The organism is Jeongeupia naejangsanensis (genome assembly GCF_016865585.1).
Taxonomy (GTDB): Bacteria; Pseudomonadota; Gammaproteobacteria; order Burkholderiales; family Chitinibacteraceae; genus Jeongeupia; species Jeongeupia naejangsanensis.
The window spans coordinates 615,919-631,964 of the sequence record NZ_JAESND010000001.1 but is presented as its reverse complement, the minus strand read 5'-3'; the positions used below and the strand labels follow the sequence as shown (position 1 = coordinate 631,964).

Annotated in this window: 15 protein-coding genes; 7 read left to right on the top strand and 8 right to left on the bottom strand. The window is 59.5% G+C overall.

The features are described 5' to 3' along the window. Nucleotides 1–31: 31 nt before the first annotated feature. The 3 genes from JMJ54_RS19590 (at nucleotide 32) to JMJ54_RS03040 (ending at nucleotide 1,361) form a co-directional block, all read left to right on the top strand. Nucleotides 32–466: a GFA family protein gene (locus JMJ54_RS19590; protein ID WP_444542913.1), complete on the top strand. Its 435-nt coding sequence runs from the start codon at nucleotides 32–34 to the stop codon at nucleotides 464–466. A gap of 103 nt (nucleotides 467–569) precedes the next feature. After that, nucleotides 570–947, top strand: a complete 378-nt coding sequence (locus JMJ54_RS03045; protein ID WP_203536462.1) for a hypothetical protein — start codon at nucleotides 570–572, stop codon at nucleotides 945–947. Between the two features lie 108 nt (nucleotides 948–1,055). Further along, a complete protein-coding gene (locus tag JMJ54_RS03040; protein ID WP_203536461.1) occupies nucleotides 1,056–1,361 on the top strand; it encodes an NIPSNAP family protein in 306 nt (101 codons plus the stop codon). Between the two features lie 396 nt (nucleotides 1,362–1,757). Here the strand turns inward: JMJ54_RS03040 and JMJ54_RS03035 are convergent, their stop codons facing one another. Both JMJ54_RS03035 and JMJ54_RS03030 read right to left on the bottom strand, forming a co-directional pair. Further along, on the bottom strand, nucleotides 1,758–3,641 hold the full coding sequence (locus JMJ54_RS03035) for a methyl-accepting chemotaxis protein (protein ID WP_203536460.1): 1,884 nt from the start codon (nucleotides 3,639–3,641) through the stop codon (nucleotides 1,758–1,760). Between the two features lie 316 nt (nucleotides 3,642–3,957). Further along, complete coding sequence (locus JMJ54_RS03030; RefSeq protein WP_203536459.1) at nucleotides 3,958–6,168, bottom strand: RelA/SpoT family protein; 2,211 nt, start codon at nucleotides 6,166–6,168, stop codon at nucleotides 3,958–3,960. Between the two features lie 205 nt (nucleotides 6,169–6,373). On the opposite strand from JMJ54_RS03030, the gene JMJ54_RS03025 reads away from it, so the two are divergent. Then, nucleotides 6,374–6,940 (top strand): DUF2062 domain-containing protein, encoded by a 567-nt coding sequence (locus JMJ54_RS03025; protein ID WP_203536458.1) that lies wholly within the window; start codon nucleotides 6,374–6,376, stop codon nucleotides 6,938–6,940. Here the strand turns inward: JMJ54_RS03025 and rsgA are convergent. Genes rsgA through JMJ54_RS03010 form a run of 3 tightly spaced genes read right to left on the bottom strand, consistent with a single transcriptional unit; the run spans nucleotide 6,934 to nucleotide 9,439 of the window. Beyond that, nucleotides 6,934–7,812 (bottom strand): ribosome small subunit-dependent GTPase A, encoded by an 879-nt coding sequence (gene rsgA, locus JMJ54_RS03020; RefSeq protein WP_203536457.1) that lies wholly within the window; start codon nucleotides 7,810–7,812, stop codon nucleotides 6,934–6,936. The two genes, JMJ54_RS03025 and rsgA, sit on opposite strands and share 7 nt — an antisense overlap. Continuing rightward, nucleotides 7,813–8,142: a 4a-hydroxytetrahydrobiopterin dehydratase gene (locus tag JMJ54_RS03015; RefSeq protein WP_203536456.1), complete on the bottom strand. Its 330-nt coding sequence runs from the start codon at nucleotides 8,140–8,142 to the stop codon at nucleotides 7,813–7,815. Between the two features lie 49 nt (nucleotides 8,143–8,191). Continuing rightward, nucleotides 8,192–9,439 (bottom strand): M48 family metallopeptidase, encoded by a 1,248-nt coding sequence (locus JMJ54_RS03010; protein WP_203536455.1) that lies wholly within the window; start codon nucleotides 9,437–9,439, stop codon nucleotides 8,192–8,194. Nucleotides 9,440–9,614: 175 nt separating this feature from the next. Here JMJ54_RS03010 and JMJ54_RS03005 point away from each other — a divergent pair, with 175 nt between their 5' ends. The 3 genes from JMJ54_RS03005 to JMJ54_RS02995 all read left to right on the top strand — a co-directional run bounded on the left by JMJ54_RS03005 (nucleotide 9,615) and on the right by JMJ54_RS02995 (nucleotide 12,980). Beyond that, nucleotides 9,615–10,571 carry an autotransporter domain-containing protein gene (locus JMJ54_RS03005; RefSeq protein WP_203536454.1) on the top strand — a complete coding sequence of 319 codons (957 nt, stop codon included), beginning with the start codon at nucleotides 9,615–9,617 and terminating at the stop codon, nucleotides 10,569–10,571. Nucleotides 10,572–10,755: 184 nt separating this feature from the next. After that, on the top strand, nucleotides 10,756–11,808 hold the full coding sequence (locus JMJ54_RS03000; protein ID WP_203536453.1) for a zinc ribbon domain-containing protein: 1,053 nt from the start codon (nucleotides 10,756–10,758) through the stop codon (nucleotides 11,806–11,808). Between the two features lie 290 nt (nucleotides 11,809–12,098). After that, nucleotides 12,099–12,980, top strand: a complete 882-nt coding sequence (locus JMJ54_RS02995) for a hypothetical protein (protein WP_203536452.1) — start codon at nucleotides 12,099–12,101, stop codon at nucleotides 12,978–12,980. Nucleotides 12,981–12,982: 2 nt separating this feature from the next. Here JMJ54_RS02995 and JMJ54_RS02990 read toward each other — a convergent pair whose 3' ends face one another. The 3 genes from JMJ54_RS02990 to yiaA all read right to left on the bottom strand — a co-directional run bounded on the left by JMJ54_RS02990 (nucleotide 12,983) and on the right by yiaA (nucleotide 15,780). Further along, complete coding sequence (locus JMJ54_RS02990; RefSeq protein ID WP_203536451.1) at nucleotides 12,983–14,164, bottom strand: sugar efflux transporter; 1,182 nt, start codon at nucleotides 14,162–14,164, stop codon at nucleotides 12,983–12,985. Between the two features lie 610 nt (nucleotides 14,165–14,774). After that, nucleotides 14,775–15,212 (bottom strand): YybH family protein, encoded by a 438-nt coding sequence (locus JMJ54_RS02985; protein WP_203536450.1) that lies wholly within the window; start codon nucleotides 15,210–15,212, stop codon nucleotides 14,775–14,777. A gap of 130 nt (nucleotides 15,213–15,342) precedes the next feature. Beyond that, nucleotides 15,343–15,780 carry an inner membrane protein YiaA gene (yiaA, locus tag JMJ54_RS02980; RefSeq protein ID WP_203536449.1) on the bottom strand — a complete coding sequence of 146 codons (438 nt, stop codon included), beginning with the start codon at nucleotides 15,778–15,780 and terminating at the stop codon, nucleotides 15,343–15,345. Nucleotides 15,781–16,046 lie beyond the last annotated feature (266 nt).

The following is a 16,046-nucleotide window of genomic DNA, read 5'->3' as shown; positions in this document are numbered from 1 at the left end:
ACTGCCCGCCGGTCACCTTGAAGGATGAAGCATGCATGGCCATTGCCTTTGCGAACGAGTGGCGTTTGAAATCGATGGGGACCATTTCAAACTTTACCAATGTCATTGTTCGCTCTGCCGGCGGCAGGGCGGCGGCCAGTCAAATGCCGCGACAATCATTTCGAAAGAAAGGTTTCGGTGGCTAGATGGCGTCGAGCACATTTCCTCCTGGAAGAAGGAATCGGGCTTCCGTTCCGATTTCTGTTCCATCTGCGGCTCACCAGTACCCAACCCACTTGGGAACTTGCCTTATCTCTGGATTCCCGCTGGGCTGCTGGATGACCGTGGCGGGCTGGAGATCGTCGCTCAGTTATGCGTGGCTTCCAAAGCAGCTTGGAACTCTGCGTTGCTTCAGGGTGCATGTCATGACGATCTTCCCCCAAATCTTCCCGGATTTATTGCGTGGCTGCAGGCTGAAGATGTCTGAGCGCTGCATCGAGATTGCGCCGGCTGACGGGTTATCAAACCCTGATCTCGCTTGGCCGATCCAGTGGAACGCAAATCAAAACCGTCGCTAAAGGATGTCGAAATTGAAAATCATCAATACGCCAGATAATCAACAAGCTTCGCCGAATGGTGCAGCCTTCAATACATCGGGTATGGGCAAGGGGGCGGTCATTCCTCATGGGGTCGAGGGTTGGTCTTGGGGCGCATTCCTATGGAACTGGGTTTGGGCCGTTGGGAACAAAACTTGGATAGGCCTTCTGTGTTTGCTACCTTATATTGGTTTCGTTTTCATTATCGTGCTTGGATTCAAAGGGCGCGAATGGGCCTGGCAAAACAATAAGTGGGACAGCGTTGAGCATTTCAATGCTGTTCAAAGGAAATGGTCATTGTGGGGTGGCGTCGTATTTGGAGGCGTGTTCTGTCTTGGCGCACTATGGGCGATTTCAACTAACGCCCTGTAAACGTCCGGTTGCAGTTTCATAGAAGTTCGGGCCGCCCAATATGTCGCCTGTTGCTTTGATCCAATGCCAGGTACCCCACGCACCTATCTGGCTACTTAAAAGGAAATCATGATTACCTGTCACCTGCGATACGTCATCGACGCCGCCAAGATCGCCGAGTTCGAAGAGTACTGCCGCATGTGGTTGGCCCTGATTCCGAAGTTTGGCGGGCAGCATCATGGCTACCTGCTCCCGTCAGAGGGGGCGAGCAATATCGCGCTTGGCTCGTTTTCGTTCCAGTCCTTCGCAGAGTACGAGCAGTACCGAATCAAGTCACTGCAGGACCCGGAGTGCCAGATGGCGTTCCGGTTTGCCAAGGAAACGAAGTGTTTTCTGAGCTACGAGCGCACGTTCTTCCGCCCGCTCTTCAAATGAAGGTGGCTCGTATTGCTGGCCGGTCGTGGCCGCTGGGCTCAGTGAACGACTGACCCCAAGTCCTGCATCCGGCAAGCCGGGCAGCACCTTTTGCCACTGTACGCTCGATCTCGCCTCGTATCCGTGTGCTGCCTGCCGGGCCGTTCTCGCTGACGTAATACCGCTTGTGCGGCAGCAGCCCCGATCTGCTGACGTGGCGAGCGGACAAAAAAAAGCCCGCTCAGCGCGGGCTTTGAATCTCTCGTATCTAGGAACCGGAGTTCCTGAAAACATCATATGCGCTGGCGGTAGCCGGCGCAGCGGCACGAGTTACGTTTGATTTGGCGAAAATTTACATATCAACCATTTCGTATCGGTGTAGTTGCTTTGGTGATCTAGTTGGGGCTGGCCTTGTGGTTACAGCCTGAACTTACCGAACATCTGCCGCAGGAAGGTCGCCATTTCGTTGAGCTGGTGTACCGTTGAGGTCGCACGCTGCATCGCTGCATCGGACTTGTGCATCTGCGTGGTGATGTGTTCGGCACTCTGCGCCATTGCCGTCGTGGCGTTCTGCTGCTCGCTGGTCGACAGGGCGATTTCGCTCATCCGGCGCATCACTTCGTCCATGTTTTCACGGATGTGGGCGATTTTCTCGGCCGCGGTGTTCGACAGCGACACGCCGCTTTGCACCGCAGCGTGCGTACGCTCCATATTGCTGACCGCTGCGGCGGTTTCGGCGCGGACGCCGTCGATCATGCCGGTGATTTCCAGCGTGGCCTTGCCGGTGCGTTCGGCCAGTTTGCGCACTTCGTCGGCGACAACGGCAAAGCCACGGCCGGTTTCGCCGGCACGGGCCGCTTCGATGGCGGCATTCAGTGCCAGCAGGTTGGTCTGGTCGGCAATGTCGCTGATCACACGGATGATGCCGCTGATGTCCTGCGCGCGCTGGTTCAGGCCATCGAGCAGGCCGGCCAGTTCGCTGACCGCTTCGGCCGATTTGCCGACTTCGTCGGCGACGGCCTTGACCGTGGATGCCGATTCTCCCGACAGCGCGCCGGTTGCGTTGACGAGGCGGTCCGCTTCGCGGGCATTGTCGGCGATGTGACTGATGCTGACGGTGATTTCCTCGATCGTCGCCGCGTTCGATGCCGACAGGTCGGACAGCGCCTGCGAGTCGGTCGACAGCTGTTTTACCAGCTGGTCGATGTCGGATACGCCATGCGTCAGCTGCTCGTTTTCGCGCTGCAGTTCGACGAACATCGCCCGGAGCTGATCGGTAAAGCGGTTGAAGGCCTGTGCGGTCTCGGCGATTTCATCGCGGCCGGCGACGTCGATCTTGCGGGTCAGGTCGCCGCCGCCCTGGGCGATTTCGCTCATCGCGTCGCGGACGCGGACCAGACCGGCGAGCATGTGGCGAACCAGTACGCCGGACAGCGGCACGATCACTGCGAGCATGACGACCAGAGCCCCGATGCTCAGCCACAGCAGTCGGTTGAGCGGGGCGAGTGCGACGCCCTTGTCGACGACGAGAACGAGTTCGAATTCAGTACCGTCGATCGGCTGGACGTCGACGAACTTGGCCTTGCCGTCGACGACGACTTCGCTCAGCGCCTTGTCGCCGGCAATGGCCGTCAGCTTGTCTGCGCTCAGTTCGGGGGCGAAATCGCTGACGGGTTTGAGCACCCGATTGGTGTCGGCGTGGGCCAGAACCTTGCCGTCCTTGCTGGCCAGGAATGCGTAGCCGTCGCCCGGCAGCTTGATGTTCAGGACATCCTTGACCACGCCGTCAAGATAGATGTCGGCAGCTGCCACGCCCTTGAGATTGCCGCCTGCATCCTTGACCGGTGCGGCAAAGGTCAGCACCAGCTGTTTGGTCGAAGCGTCGACGTAGGGCGGGGTGACGATGGACTGGCCGGCGGCCACCGCCTGTTTGTACCAGGGGCGCGAGGTCGGATCGTAGTCCTTGGGCAGGTTGAGCGGATGATCCTGAACCATCTGCTTGTCGACGGTGCCGATATAGGTGCTGTCGAATTTGGCGCTTTTTGCCGCTTGGACCAGCGGGGCGTGCAGGTCGGCTGCGGTGCCGAGCGCATGCGCGGTGCCGGCAACGATATGCTGTTTGCCTTCGACCCAGTTGGTCAGCGCCACGTTGTAGCCGATGGCCGTGTTGTGGATTTCGTCCGCGAGCGTGCCGAGGATTTGCGTTCGCATGCTGGTGTAAGCCGCGACTGACAGCAGGATGGTGATCAGTGCCGACAGGGCGGCGACAAAGACAACGAGTTTGGTACGCAATGACTGCATTTCATCTCCCGAGGGCAAAAGGGCGAGTCCTGTATCAGACTTCGGTGTTATAGCTTTGAGGCGCGAACCTTATGCCATTCGGGACTTTGCGCCAATTAGGGGGAACCAGTGACGCGACGGTGAGCCGACGTGCGGCGGGGGAAACCAGCGCCGGGCCAGAGGGCTGGCCGCTGTAGCGCGTCCGGGCTTGGTGGCGTGGCCAGCGGACGAGTCGGCAAGATTCGGAGGGACGCTGCACGAAAAAAAACCGGCCACAGGGGCCGGTTTTTTTGGGCTGGAACGCAGGTCATCGCGCATGCACCGATGACCTGTGTGCTCAGAGCCGGATCACGCGCAATACGCCGGGCACTTCGTTCAGCCGGGTGAAAATGCGCGGCAGATCGTCGACGCGCTGGATCTCGACGGTGAAGCGCATCCGCGCCAGCGTGTCGCGCGACAGCGTGTTGACTGCTGTGACGTTGATTTTCTCTCGTGACATCACGTCGGACAGGTCGCGCAGCAGGCTGGTGCGGTCCTGCGCTTCGACGAGGATGTCGGTCGAAAACACGCCGCCGGCCTGCGTGGCGCCCCAGTCGGCCTTGATCAACCGCTCCGGTGCTTCGATGGCGAGGCGCTTGAGGGTCGGGCAGTCGCTGCGGTGGATCGAGATGCCGCGACCCTTGGTGACGAAGCCGCAGACCGCATCGGGCGGTACCGGCTTGCAGCATTTGGCGAGCAGCGTCATCAGCTTGTCGACGCCTTCGATCAGGATGCCTTCGCCGCGCTGGTCGGCGCGGGCGCGGCGGATCACGTCGTCGGGATGGACGGGTTCTTCCGGCGCATGCGGCTTGTCTTCGAAGGTCAGCGATTCGGCCAGCGCGCGCAGCGTCAGCTCGCCCTGACCGAGCGCGGCGAGCATTTCGTCGACGGTCTTGAAGCCGATCCGGTGCGCAACGTCTTCCTGCTTGGCCTGCGTGCGACCGACGCGGGACGCTTCCTTGTCGTACAGCGTGCGGCCGGCCTCGATGGCGACATCGAGATTCTGCTGGCGGATCCAGTAACGGATCTTCTGCGCCGCGCGGTGGCTTTTCACATAGCCCTGATGCAGCCAGTCCAGACTCGGGCCGCCTTCCTTGGCCGACAGGATCTCGACGCGCTGGCCGTTTTTCAGCGACGTCGACAGCGGCACGATGGCACCGTCGACCTTGGCGCCGCGGCAGCGGTGGCCCAGATCGGTGTGCAGGTGATAGGCGAAGTCGACCGGCGTGCTGTCCTTGGGCAGGGCGATGACGCGGCCGGCCGGGGTCAGCACGTAGATGGTGTCGTCGAACAGCTCGGCCTTGAAGGCGTCGGCCAGTTCGCCTTCGCCGACGACGTCGCTCTTCCAGTCGAGCAGCTGGCGCAGCCAGGCGATCTTCTCTTCGTACTTGCTGTCGCCCTTGCCGCCTTCCTTGTAGCGCCAGTGCGCGGCGACACCGAATTCGGCGTGCTCGTGCATCTCGAAGGTGCGGATCTGCACCTCGAGCGCCTTGTCGTTCGGGCCGATCACCGCCGTATGCAGGCTGCGGTAGAAGTTGCCTTTCGGATTGGCGATGTAGTCGTCGAACTCGCCGGGAATCGGCTGCCACAGGTTGTGGACGATGCCGAGCACCGTGTAGCAATCCTTGACGTCGTCGACCAGCACGCGCACCGCGCGGATGTCGTACAGCTCGGAGAAGTCGAGCTTCTTCTTCTGCATCTTCTTGTAGATGCTGTAGATGTGCTTGGGCCGGCCCATCAGGCTGGCGTGCTCGACACCGGCGGCGCCCAGTTCGATGCGCAGCTTGCCGATCACGTCGTCGATGAACTGCTGCCGGTCGATGCGGCGCTCGTCCAGCAGCTTGGCGATCTTCTTGTAGATGTCCGGGTGCTGGTAGCGGAAACCGAGGTCTTCGAGTTCCCACTTGATCTGCCAGACACCGAGCCGGTTGGCGAGCGGCGCGAAGAAGTCGAGCGTTTCCTCGGCAATGCGGCGCTGCACCTCGTCGGGTGCCTGGCCGAGAACGTGCATCGTCTGCGTGCGCCACGCCAGCTTGATCAGCACGACGCGCATGTCTTCGACCATGGCCAGCAGCATCTTGCGGATCGATTCGATCTGCGCCGCTGCTTCCTGCGGCTTGTGCACGGCCGAAACGGTCAGTTGGCGGATCTGGCGCACGCGGCTGACGCCGTCGACCAGTGTCGCGACTTCCTTGCCGAAGCGCTTTTCGATCTCGGCGGCGGCGTCTTTCAGGTAGTCGGGGGTGGCGAACAGCAGGGCGGCGATGACCGCGTCGGCATCGAGGCGCAGGTCGGCGACGATGGCCGCACTGGCGACCGAGTGCGGAAAGATCAGCTCGCCGATGTCGGGCAGCCGCTGGTCGCCGTAACACTCTGCAGCCCACGCCAGCGCTGCCTTGAGGCGGAGCATCGCATCGGGCGGATAGCGGTCGGACAACTGCGCCAGCCAGCCCTGCGGGTTGGCGGCTTCAGCAATCGACTGGGCTAGCGGACGGGTAACGGCAACCATGGCATCAATTGATTATCGATAAGTCAGGAATTTTGCCCCATTCACCGGGTCAGTAGAAGGTCAGTTTTTGCTGATTGCAATTTAAGACAAGTCCGGCGTCCTGGCCCAGCGGCATTCATGCATGAAAGACGCTGGGCGGTCATGGCCACGGTATACAGTTGCAGTAACCGTTTCATTTCACCCCCGTACTCCGACCAAGGTATTCATGCCCCGACGTTTCCTGCGGCGTTTGCTGCCCGACCATGCCACGCTGACAAAAAACGCGTTTCTGCGCCGCTATGCGCACTGGTTTGCCCATCCCAATCTATGGCATCTGAACCGGCATTCGGTAGCCGGTGGTGTCGCGGCAGGGATGATCGGCGGCTTGATCCCCGGGCCGCTGCAGGTGATCACTGCCAGCCTGCTGGCGCTGGGGTTTCGCGTCAATCTGCCGGTCGCGGTGTTCGCGACCTTTTACACCAACCCGCTGACGATCGGCCCGCTGTACTGGGTGGCAGTGCAACTGGGGAGTTTCATCACCGGGCTGGGGGGCGGGGCGCACGTGCCGCCGATGCCAGGCTGGTCCGGGCTGACGCTGCTTGAGTGGACGCAGGCGATGTGGCACTGGATGCTCTCGCTCGGCATGCCCTTGCTGATCGGCCTGCCGGTGCTGGCAGCGCTGCTGGCGGTCGTCGGTTTCTTTGCCGTGCACGGCATCTGGCGGGTGTACATCTGGCTCGCGCTGCGCAAGCGGGCCAGGCGGCAACACCGCCGTTCCAGCTGGCCTCAGTAGGTTTGCGCGGCGGCCAGTTCGTCCTGCAGCCGGTGCAGCAGCTGCAAACGGCTTTCGGGAATCGTGCCTTCCTTTACCGCACCGAGAATGGCGCAGCCGGGCTCATGCCGGTGCCGGCAGTTGTGGAAGCGGCACTGGCCGAGCCGTTCGCGGAACTCCGGCATCAGACGCGGCAGATTCTCGGCGGTCACGTGGGCGAGGCCGAATGACTGCAGCCCCGGCGAGTCGATCAGGTCGGCGCCTGGCTCGAGGTGATACAGCGTGGCATTGGTCGTGGTGTGCTTGCCCGAATCGAGTGCAACCGAGATGTCGTTGACCCGCGCGCGTGCCTCGGGAATCAGCGCGTTGGTGATGGTCGACTTTCCCATGCCCGACTGACCTACCAGGACCGACACATGGTCGGCGAGCCAGCCATTCAGCGGCGAGATGTCCTCGGTGGCCGCGAGTTCGACCACGCCGTAGCCGAGTTCGCGGTAATAGGCGAGCCGGCCACGAGCGGCCTCGGCTTCCGGCAAGTCACATTTGTTCAGCAGGATCAGCGGGCGGATGCCGGCGTCTTCGGCCGCGATCAGGCAGCGGCCGATCAGTTCGTCGAAAAAGCTCGGCACCGGCGCGACGACGACGATGATCTGCGTGACGTTGGCGGCGATCAGCTTCTCGCGCCACGCATCCGAGCGGTACAGCAGGGTGTCGCGCTTCAGTGCCTTTTCGATCACCGCCTGCTCGGCGTTGGTGACCTTGATGGCGACGCGATCGCCGCAGGCGAAATCGGTTTTCTTGCCGCGCGCACTGGCGACGCGGGTGCTGCCATCGGGCAGCTCGATGATGTAGGACCTGCCGTGGCTGGCAATGATCTGGGCGGTATCGGTCATTCAGAAGCCGGTTCGGGGAAAAAGGGCATCGACGCGCGCGGCGCAGATGAAGTCGTTACGGGTTAGTGCACCGGCCGAATGGGTGCTCCAGACGACCCGGCAGCGGTTGTAGCCGACCTCGAGATCGGGATGGTGATCCTGACTATGGGCGATCCAGGCAATGGCATTGACCAGCGCCATGGTGTCGTGGAAGTTGCCCAGCTGGAACGTCTTTTCCAGCTGGGGACCGGCAACCATCCAGTTGTCGAGCTGGGCCGAGGCGAGCTGGACCGTTTCGTCGACGGGCATGGCCGGGGCGTTGGGGATGCAGCGTTCAGTCGCGAGGCTCATGGCGTGCTCCTGAAAATCGTTGGACCAACTTCCTTTTTAGTCGCAGGCATCAGCCGAGACGTTTCAACGCGGCAATCCGCAGGCTGGCCGGCGGGTGGCTGTCATAAAACAGGCTGTGCAGCGGGTCCGGTGTCAGCGTCGCGGCGTTGTCGCGATAGAGTTTGACCAGTGCGTGGATCAGGTCGTTACTGGATGCCTGCTCCGCCGCGTAGGCGTCGGCTTCGTATTCGTGCTTTCGGGACAGCATCGAGCCGATCGGGCCGAACAGGAAGGTGAACACCGGCAGCACCAGGAAGAACAGCACCAGTGCAGCGGCGGTCGTCGGCGTTTGAACACCGAGGCCTTCATAGAACCACGGTTGGGTCTTGAGCTGGCCGAGCAGCCAGAGCATGCCGAGCATCAGCACGAAGGTCCACGCCAGCCGCTTGACGATGTGACGGCGCTTGAAGTGACCGAGTTCGTGCGCGAGCACGGCCTCGATCTCGTCGCCGTTGAGCTGCTTGAGCAGCGTGTCGAAGAAGACGATGCGCTTCTTGGCGCCCAGTCCGGTGAAGTAGGCGTTGCCATGGCTCGAACGCTTGCTGCCGTCCATCATGAAGATCCCGCCGGCGCGGAAACCGCAACGGGTCAGCAACGCTTCGATGCGTGCGCGCAGGCTTTCGTCCGGCAGCGGCTCGAACTTGTTGAACAGTGGCGCGATCCAGGTCGGAAAGATCCACATCAGCAGCAGGGAAAAACCGACCCAGGTCGCCCAGACCCACAGCCACCACGCGTCCCCCATTGCATCCATCAGCCACAGCACGACGGCGACCAGCGGCAAGCCGACGGCTGCGGCGATCAGCGAAGTCTTGAGGAGGTCCGCAAAAAAGGTGGCTGGTGTGGTCTGGTTGAAACCGAATGCCGTTTCGATACGGAACGTCGAAATCCACGAGAACGGCAGCGTCAGCAGCGTGTTGGCGATAGCCAGCAGCGCAATCATCGCCACACCGGCCATAATGCCTTGGCCAAACCAGCCTGTCGTGAGGTCGGACAGCAAGGCAATACCGCCGCCGAGCGTGAATGCAACCAGCAGCATCGCATCCCAGATCGTCGCCAGCATGCCGAAGCGGGTTTTCGCGACCGTGTAGTCGGCGGCCCGCTGGTGCGACAGCAGCGTGATTTCGTTGGCGAACTCGTCCGGCACCGCGCTGCGGTGGCGGCGGACATGGTTGATGTGGCGCTGGGCCAGCCACATTTGCAGCAGCACGCTGGCGGTCAGCGCGAAAACAAACAGCGTAGTGAACGCGTGCGCGGTCATTGATTTACTCCGGCAAGGATGGCCGATTATCGCATACCCGCCGAAAGCGCGAATCGGGGGCCTGAAATTGCCGTGGCCGTTGCGGATGGGCCAAGATGGTTGAAGTAGTAATACGGCTTGGCGACAATAGCCGGCTTGCTCCGTTCTTCACTGCATTCAAGGTGTGTCTTTGCCCATGTCCCGATATCCGCGATCCCGTCATTTCCTGTGCGCCGCCGTGCTGGGGTTCTGCGCGACGGCACACGCTGAGGAGCGCCAGTTCAGGCTGGTCGACGCCAATGTGCAGCAGCGTGCCAACGGCGTACTGGCACTGATGGGGTATACCGTCGTGCCTGATGTCACGACGAGCTCGCTGTCGATCAAGAACGTGTCGAGCGGTGACGCAGGTCTGAACATGACCCAGCTGGGCGGCGGCGCGACGATGAGTCAGTCGGTGCCGGTTTATCTGGAAGGGGCTTTGTCGTACGCCCGTTACGATCCGACCTTTATCGCGACCAATGGTCAGGAAGAACGCAGGCTGCCGCTCAAATGGAACAGTCTGGCCGCCAGCGGCGGCATCGGCTGGGACTTCCCGATTGCCGAGCATTTGGTGATCCGGCCGATCTTCAACATCGCCATCGGCCAGGTCGCCAGCGATCTGAGCGCGGCCAAGTGGTATGTCGAACAGAAAGTCGACCGGGACTTCAGTTTCCTCGATGGCGGCTCGCTCAGTGCTTACGGTCTGGGCGGTTCGATCATGCTGGACTACGAGGATTTGCAGCCGGAGCGCGATATCGACATCGAGCTGCGCTACAGCAATATTCCGCTCAAGAGCTTCGGCAACAGCGATCAGTCCGTGCAGGGGCGGGCGACCGCCGAAAGCGCCAGCCTGTGGGCGCGCTACCGGGCGCCGATCAGCGACTGGAGTCTGCTCGACCGGCCATTCCGCTATGTGCTCGAATTCGCGCAGACGCAGTTCATCGGCGATTTGCGCGGCGCGCTCGGTTTCAATTACCTGACCTCGCTTGGTCTGGGGGTTGAACTCGATTCGAGCAAATACGACGTGATCGTCACCCGGACACGACTGGTGACGCGCTACGTGTTCGGCAACAACGTGTCCGGTATCTCGGTCGGACTTGCCTGCAGCTTCTAATGCCCTGATTCCCCGTGGCATGCCGCAGGCGTAGCGTCGCCGCCGGGCCAGGGAGGGGCGCGACCTCGTCTGGTCGGCAAATGCCGTGCCTTCGGCTACGGTGTCGAAAGGGCGTGCCGGGTTCGAGCGAAGGAGCGGGCTTCGGCTTTTGGCAGTTCAGTGACGGGTATGAGTGGAGGCATGGATGAGCAAGGGGCTGCGGTTATCCGAGAAATGGTTTCAGCGCGGCTTTTGGCTGATCGCGCTGGTGTTCGCGAGTTTTCTGATCGGCCTCGGTGGACTGGTTGTCGGTGACTTGCCCAAGGTCGAGCGGACACTCGAACCGGAACAGTTCATCGACCCGGCCCAGCTCGCCCGCGTGCGGACGGCCATCTCGACCAATACCGCGCAGCGCAAGGACACCCGCGATGCGATCGCACAGGCCGAGCTGACGCTGAATGCGGCCAGCAATGCCAACCGGAGTGCGAGGGAAACCTTTGCCAACTGGCTGGCCACCCGCAAGGCGACCGAACTGCCCGAACAGGATCGCGAGCTGATTGCCCGGACCCGTGCGCTGGATGCGCTCAAGGCCGGCGAGCGCAGTGCTGAACAGGCGCTCGAAGGACTGCAGCAGGGCGATCTGGCCCTGCAACGCGAAGCCGACCGCAACCGGCAAACGCTGGAACAGCTGGAAGAGGGTGGGCGCAAGGCCTATGAGTCGGCGGTCCGCGCGCAGGAAATGCGAGTCTTCCTGTTCCGGCTGGTGGTGACCTTGCCGCTGCTGCTGATCGCCGGTTGGCTGTTCGTCAAAAAACGCAAAAGCGCCCATTGGCCGTTTGTCTGGGGCTTCGTGTTCTTCGCGCTGTTCGCGTTCTTTGTCGAACTCGTGCCGTATCTGCCCAATTACGGCGGTTACGTCCGCTACATCGTCGGCATCGTGCTGACGGGGGGGATTGGTCATTATCTGATCGGCGCGATGCAGCGTTATCTGGCGCAGCAGAAACTCGCCGAACAGAAACCGGATGCGCAGCGTCGTTTGGCACTGAGCTACGATCTGGCGCAGGCACGCCTTGCCAAACAGATCTGCCCGGGCTGTGAACGGGCGGTGGATCTGAAGGACACGAGCCGCAACTTCTGCATGCACTGTGGCATCTGCCTGTTCGACCACTGCGGCCAGTGCCAGACGCGCAAGAGCGCTTTCGGCCATTTCTGTCATAGCTGCGGTGCAGCACCGACGGCGGCCAAGCCGGCCGCATAAAGGCCGGGGCACGGTGGAGGTGTGCGCCAGGATTGGCGAGCCATCCGGTTTCTGGCAGATGGACCTGACTACACCAATCGATTCATCGATTGCAGGTTTGTGCTTGCCTGGAGCGAACGGCTGGCCGGTTTTCCATTGCCGAGCGTTTGTCCTTCCAGTGCTGCCGAGTGTCTGTTTCAGTGCCGGTTTCGATTTTCAGCATGATGATACTGATGCGGTCTTTGATTGAACGCTGAATTGTTGACGCAAGGTTGGGGTTGCATAAATTGGATTATTTTTGCTTCGAGTCGGTGGCGCAGGTAGAAAAACCGGTGCTGATGGATTTTCATGAGCGGGAAGAGAATATTGCGTTCTCCATCGGTCGAAGCCTGGAGGAATTTCGGAGATGTGCGAAGAAAAACCAGAAAGAGATGGCTGCATGCTTCGATGTTTCTGTCGGACAATACAGAAAGTACGAGGCCGGTGTGGATATTCCAAAAACGCACGCTGTTGCCAGGTGGTCTGCAATAACGGGGGCGCCAATGCCCTTGCTGCTGAAATACACCGATTATGCAGGCTTCTTTCCGGAAGAGGAGATGCAGTGCATTGCATTTTTCGGGTATCTGTCAAAAGCCAGTGACAGGGATTTTTATGCGGTACTTTCTCTGCTTACGGGAAAGGACCAGCTTTTGAATTACATTGCCCCGCATGATGAGGTTCTGGATGGCGACCTTGCGGTTGCGGATGTATGTGCTGATTACTATTACCGTGTCTCCAAGAATCTGGAGGCCATGAGGCAGTTCCATCGCATGACCAAAGAGGAAATGTCTGCGATTCTCGGGGTAACGTGTACTACGTACAACAGATACATCACCCGGCATGACCAGATCAGTCTTTCTTTCCTGTTCTACGCGCGAGCGCATGCCGCACTCAGGATAAAAACAAGCTGGGCCGATACTGGGCGGACATTTTATGCGCTGGTCAATAGGCGCCGGATTCATCGTATTTCATTGCTGAATGAGATATTTCGCCACCTGAATGAAGAAGAAAAAAGCGGCCTGATGGAAATGTTGCATTTTTTTGGCGAGCGAAGGGCCGAAGTATCAAGGGTCCGGAGTGCTTTGGCAGACAAGGATATCGATTTCGAAGGCATACTTGCCATCAACGGCGCAAATATAACATCCGCAATTTGATTTCATGCTTGTACCGGTTTCAACGGTGCGGTGCTTCTGCGTCCTGCTGACAGCAGAAAGCATGACAATGCCAGTGCGCATAAAACGATGTTGGCTTGCAATGCGATGGTATAACCCCGTGAACTGGCAATGAGCCCGCCCGCGAATGCCCCCAGGGCCATGCCGCCCGCAATTGAGTTGGAGTAAAGGGTCGAGGCAAAACCGATTCTATCTCTGGCCAGACTTTGAAAATACTGCAGCCCCGCCGTTGCACTCAAGGCGATGCAGGTGGCCCCGATGATCTGAATGCCGGCAAGTGCAATCATGTTGCTGGTGCTGACGAAAATGGCGTAATACAGCGTGCCAAGGCAGGCCGCGACGACCAATTGAAGCTGATGGCTCATTTTTTTGCTGATTTTGCCGGAAAGCATCATTAACGGAATTTCGCATGCAGCAGTTATTCCGAAAAATACTCCGGGTAACCAGTCCGGTTTTCCCTCCGTTTGAACCAGATACAAAGGCATCATGATGAGATAGTTGTTGATGGCGGCATTCAACAACGCCATGCCAATTACGGCGCAGCACAATTTGAACCCTGCGTTGTGGTTGTTCGTTTGCTCGGAAGGGCTTGTCGAAGGTGTGGTTTGACGTTCCGGCTCGTTCAGGTTTAGCGAGATCAGGCATATGAGTACATAGGTCATGACCAGCGATGAAAATGTCGCGACAAACCCGAATGCACTGACCAGTGCAAATGACAGTGGCGGGCCAATCACCCATGCCATTGAAACCATGGCACGCATGGATCCCATCAGGGTTTCGTTGCCGTTTTTGTATGTTTCTCCCGCGAGGGCGAACAGTTGCGGTGCACCGATGGATATGCATGACACTAGCGTGAAACCGACAACCGCCAGGACGTAAACGTTGCGAAAAACGAGAAAGCAGCCGAATGTGACTACGCCGCATGCCGAGGAAAAAATGAGCAGTTTTTTTCTGGATGCGCCTTTGTCCGAGTAAAGGGCAAATTGGTGAGATACGACAATTGCCGTAAATCCGGTGAGCGCGAGGTAAGTGCCGACCATCGAAGGTGCCACCCCAAGCTCGCGAACAAAATAGAAACTTTGAAGTGGGGCGAAGAAGGCCGAGCCAACACCCATGAGGAATATTGAAACAAGCAGAAGGACTTTGGCTTTGTCCGGTTGGCGCATTTTATGTCCTTGCCATTGCGGTTGGCATTAAAGGATATGTCAGTGTTGATGTTGGGGGTTTTATAGGGGATGTGCGATTTTTCTTGTCGATCTTTCTCATGGACTGATTTGAATTTTTATCGATGCCTTCATCGGGAGAGGTTGTAGTTATTTTTGCTGATTCACATTGTTGTTCTTGGTGTTTCGGCTCGATTGCCGTGCCAATATGGTGGGCCGAATTTGCTTTGGTGAAAATGCGCCTCAGTATGAATTTTCATTTGAAAAATCATACTTTTGCCGATTGATTGCCGTTCTTGTTGCAGGCAAGTGTTCGGGCGTTCCTGATCTGCTACCCGTTCGGCGTGACCATTCGCAATGTGACCTGGCTCAAGCCTCGCCATCAGGTGAGGCCACAAGGTGGCTACTGGCACGACGCAAGCTGCCAGCAATACCGCGTTGCTGACCACGGAAGGACCGCGACTGTTGGTGAGGGCGTTGGAGCGTTTATGCGACAGCCGCGGCGCGGCGCAGCCAGAGAGTTGCTTGGTTGCCAGGTGTGCAAGGTATTGGAGGCTTGCAGTGCGCTTGAGCCGGTTGCTATGGCTATACCGTGCGCTTGGTCGTGCGCATGCTAGGTAGGCGCGTACCGCAGTATCGCCTGTTGCGACTGGAAGTCCAGTGGCGCCGACGTGTGTTCGTGGATCACTTTCCAATCGTTTCCGATTCGCTTCAGTGCCATCGTGATGCGGTTGCTTTGCGAACGCAGGACTTGGCCATCGGCGGCGATCGCCGTGAATGTCAGGATGGCGTGGCCGACTATCAGTGTGTCCGCCTGTGCCGAATGTGGCTGCGCGATATCGACAATGACGCGCTCGTCGCCGAGCGAGGCAAACCAGTCGCGGACCAGATTGCGCCATGCGTCGATGCCTTGCAGCGACCATGCTCCCCACATATCGAAAATCAGCACTTCGTCGTCGTACAGCGCGCTAAACGCGCCAACGTCTTTGGCCAGAACGGCGGCCTTGTAAGCCGCCAGTTGCCTGACAAAGGGATCGGTTTCATACGGCATGGGATTCTCCTGCAAGGGGGGAAATGGCGCGTCCGGTGGGTTGATGCAGGCAGGGTGGAAATGATCGGTGGCCGCTGTGTGGGCCGACGGGACGGCTGGCCTGGCTGCACCGTCATCCAGCGTTGCCGGCTTAAGGTTGAAGCGGCTGGGTCAGGGGGTCCTGCTTGAGCGCGACTTGCTGATCTCGAACGTTCTTCTGCACGGCAATGGCACCAAACAGGCTCAGCAGGAAAGCCATTGCATAGAAACCTTTTTCAGAGTCGGCGAGCGTTGCGTTCCACAGACCGACGGCCAGCAGGCCAATGGCCAGCACAAGGGAAAGCCAGCACAGAATGAAGTACAGCCCGGTGACCGGGATGTCTTCCAGTTTGTCCCGCACCGATTTCTGCAGCGAAATCGCGGAAAAGAGGCCGTACATCAGGATGACGAAGTAGTAGCCTTTTTCATTGAGCTGCATCTGCGCGTTCCACAACCCGATCAGATAGACCGCCGCACCGACGAGCATGGCGGCCCAGGATGAGGCGATGAAGGCGCCGGAGGGGCGCTGGATTGTCTGTTGGGATTTCATGTTCGTCTCCTTGTGGTTTTGTGTGCCGCATCGGCGATGTCGACGACATCGGGTCGGACCGATCTGGCTCGATCTTCGGCAGTAACCAGCGATCTTATCAATGCTTTAAACAAGATAAAAGAAAGCTTTTCGTTGGATTGTTTATTTTTATTTGTAAGTATTCGACCTGTTTGTCGGTGCTGGCCCCGGTTGTGTGTAGCGCTCTTCGGCCGTGCTGAGGATGGCTACAAGGAGCGTGCGCGCACTGATCGCCGGGTCGCCGACCG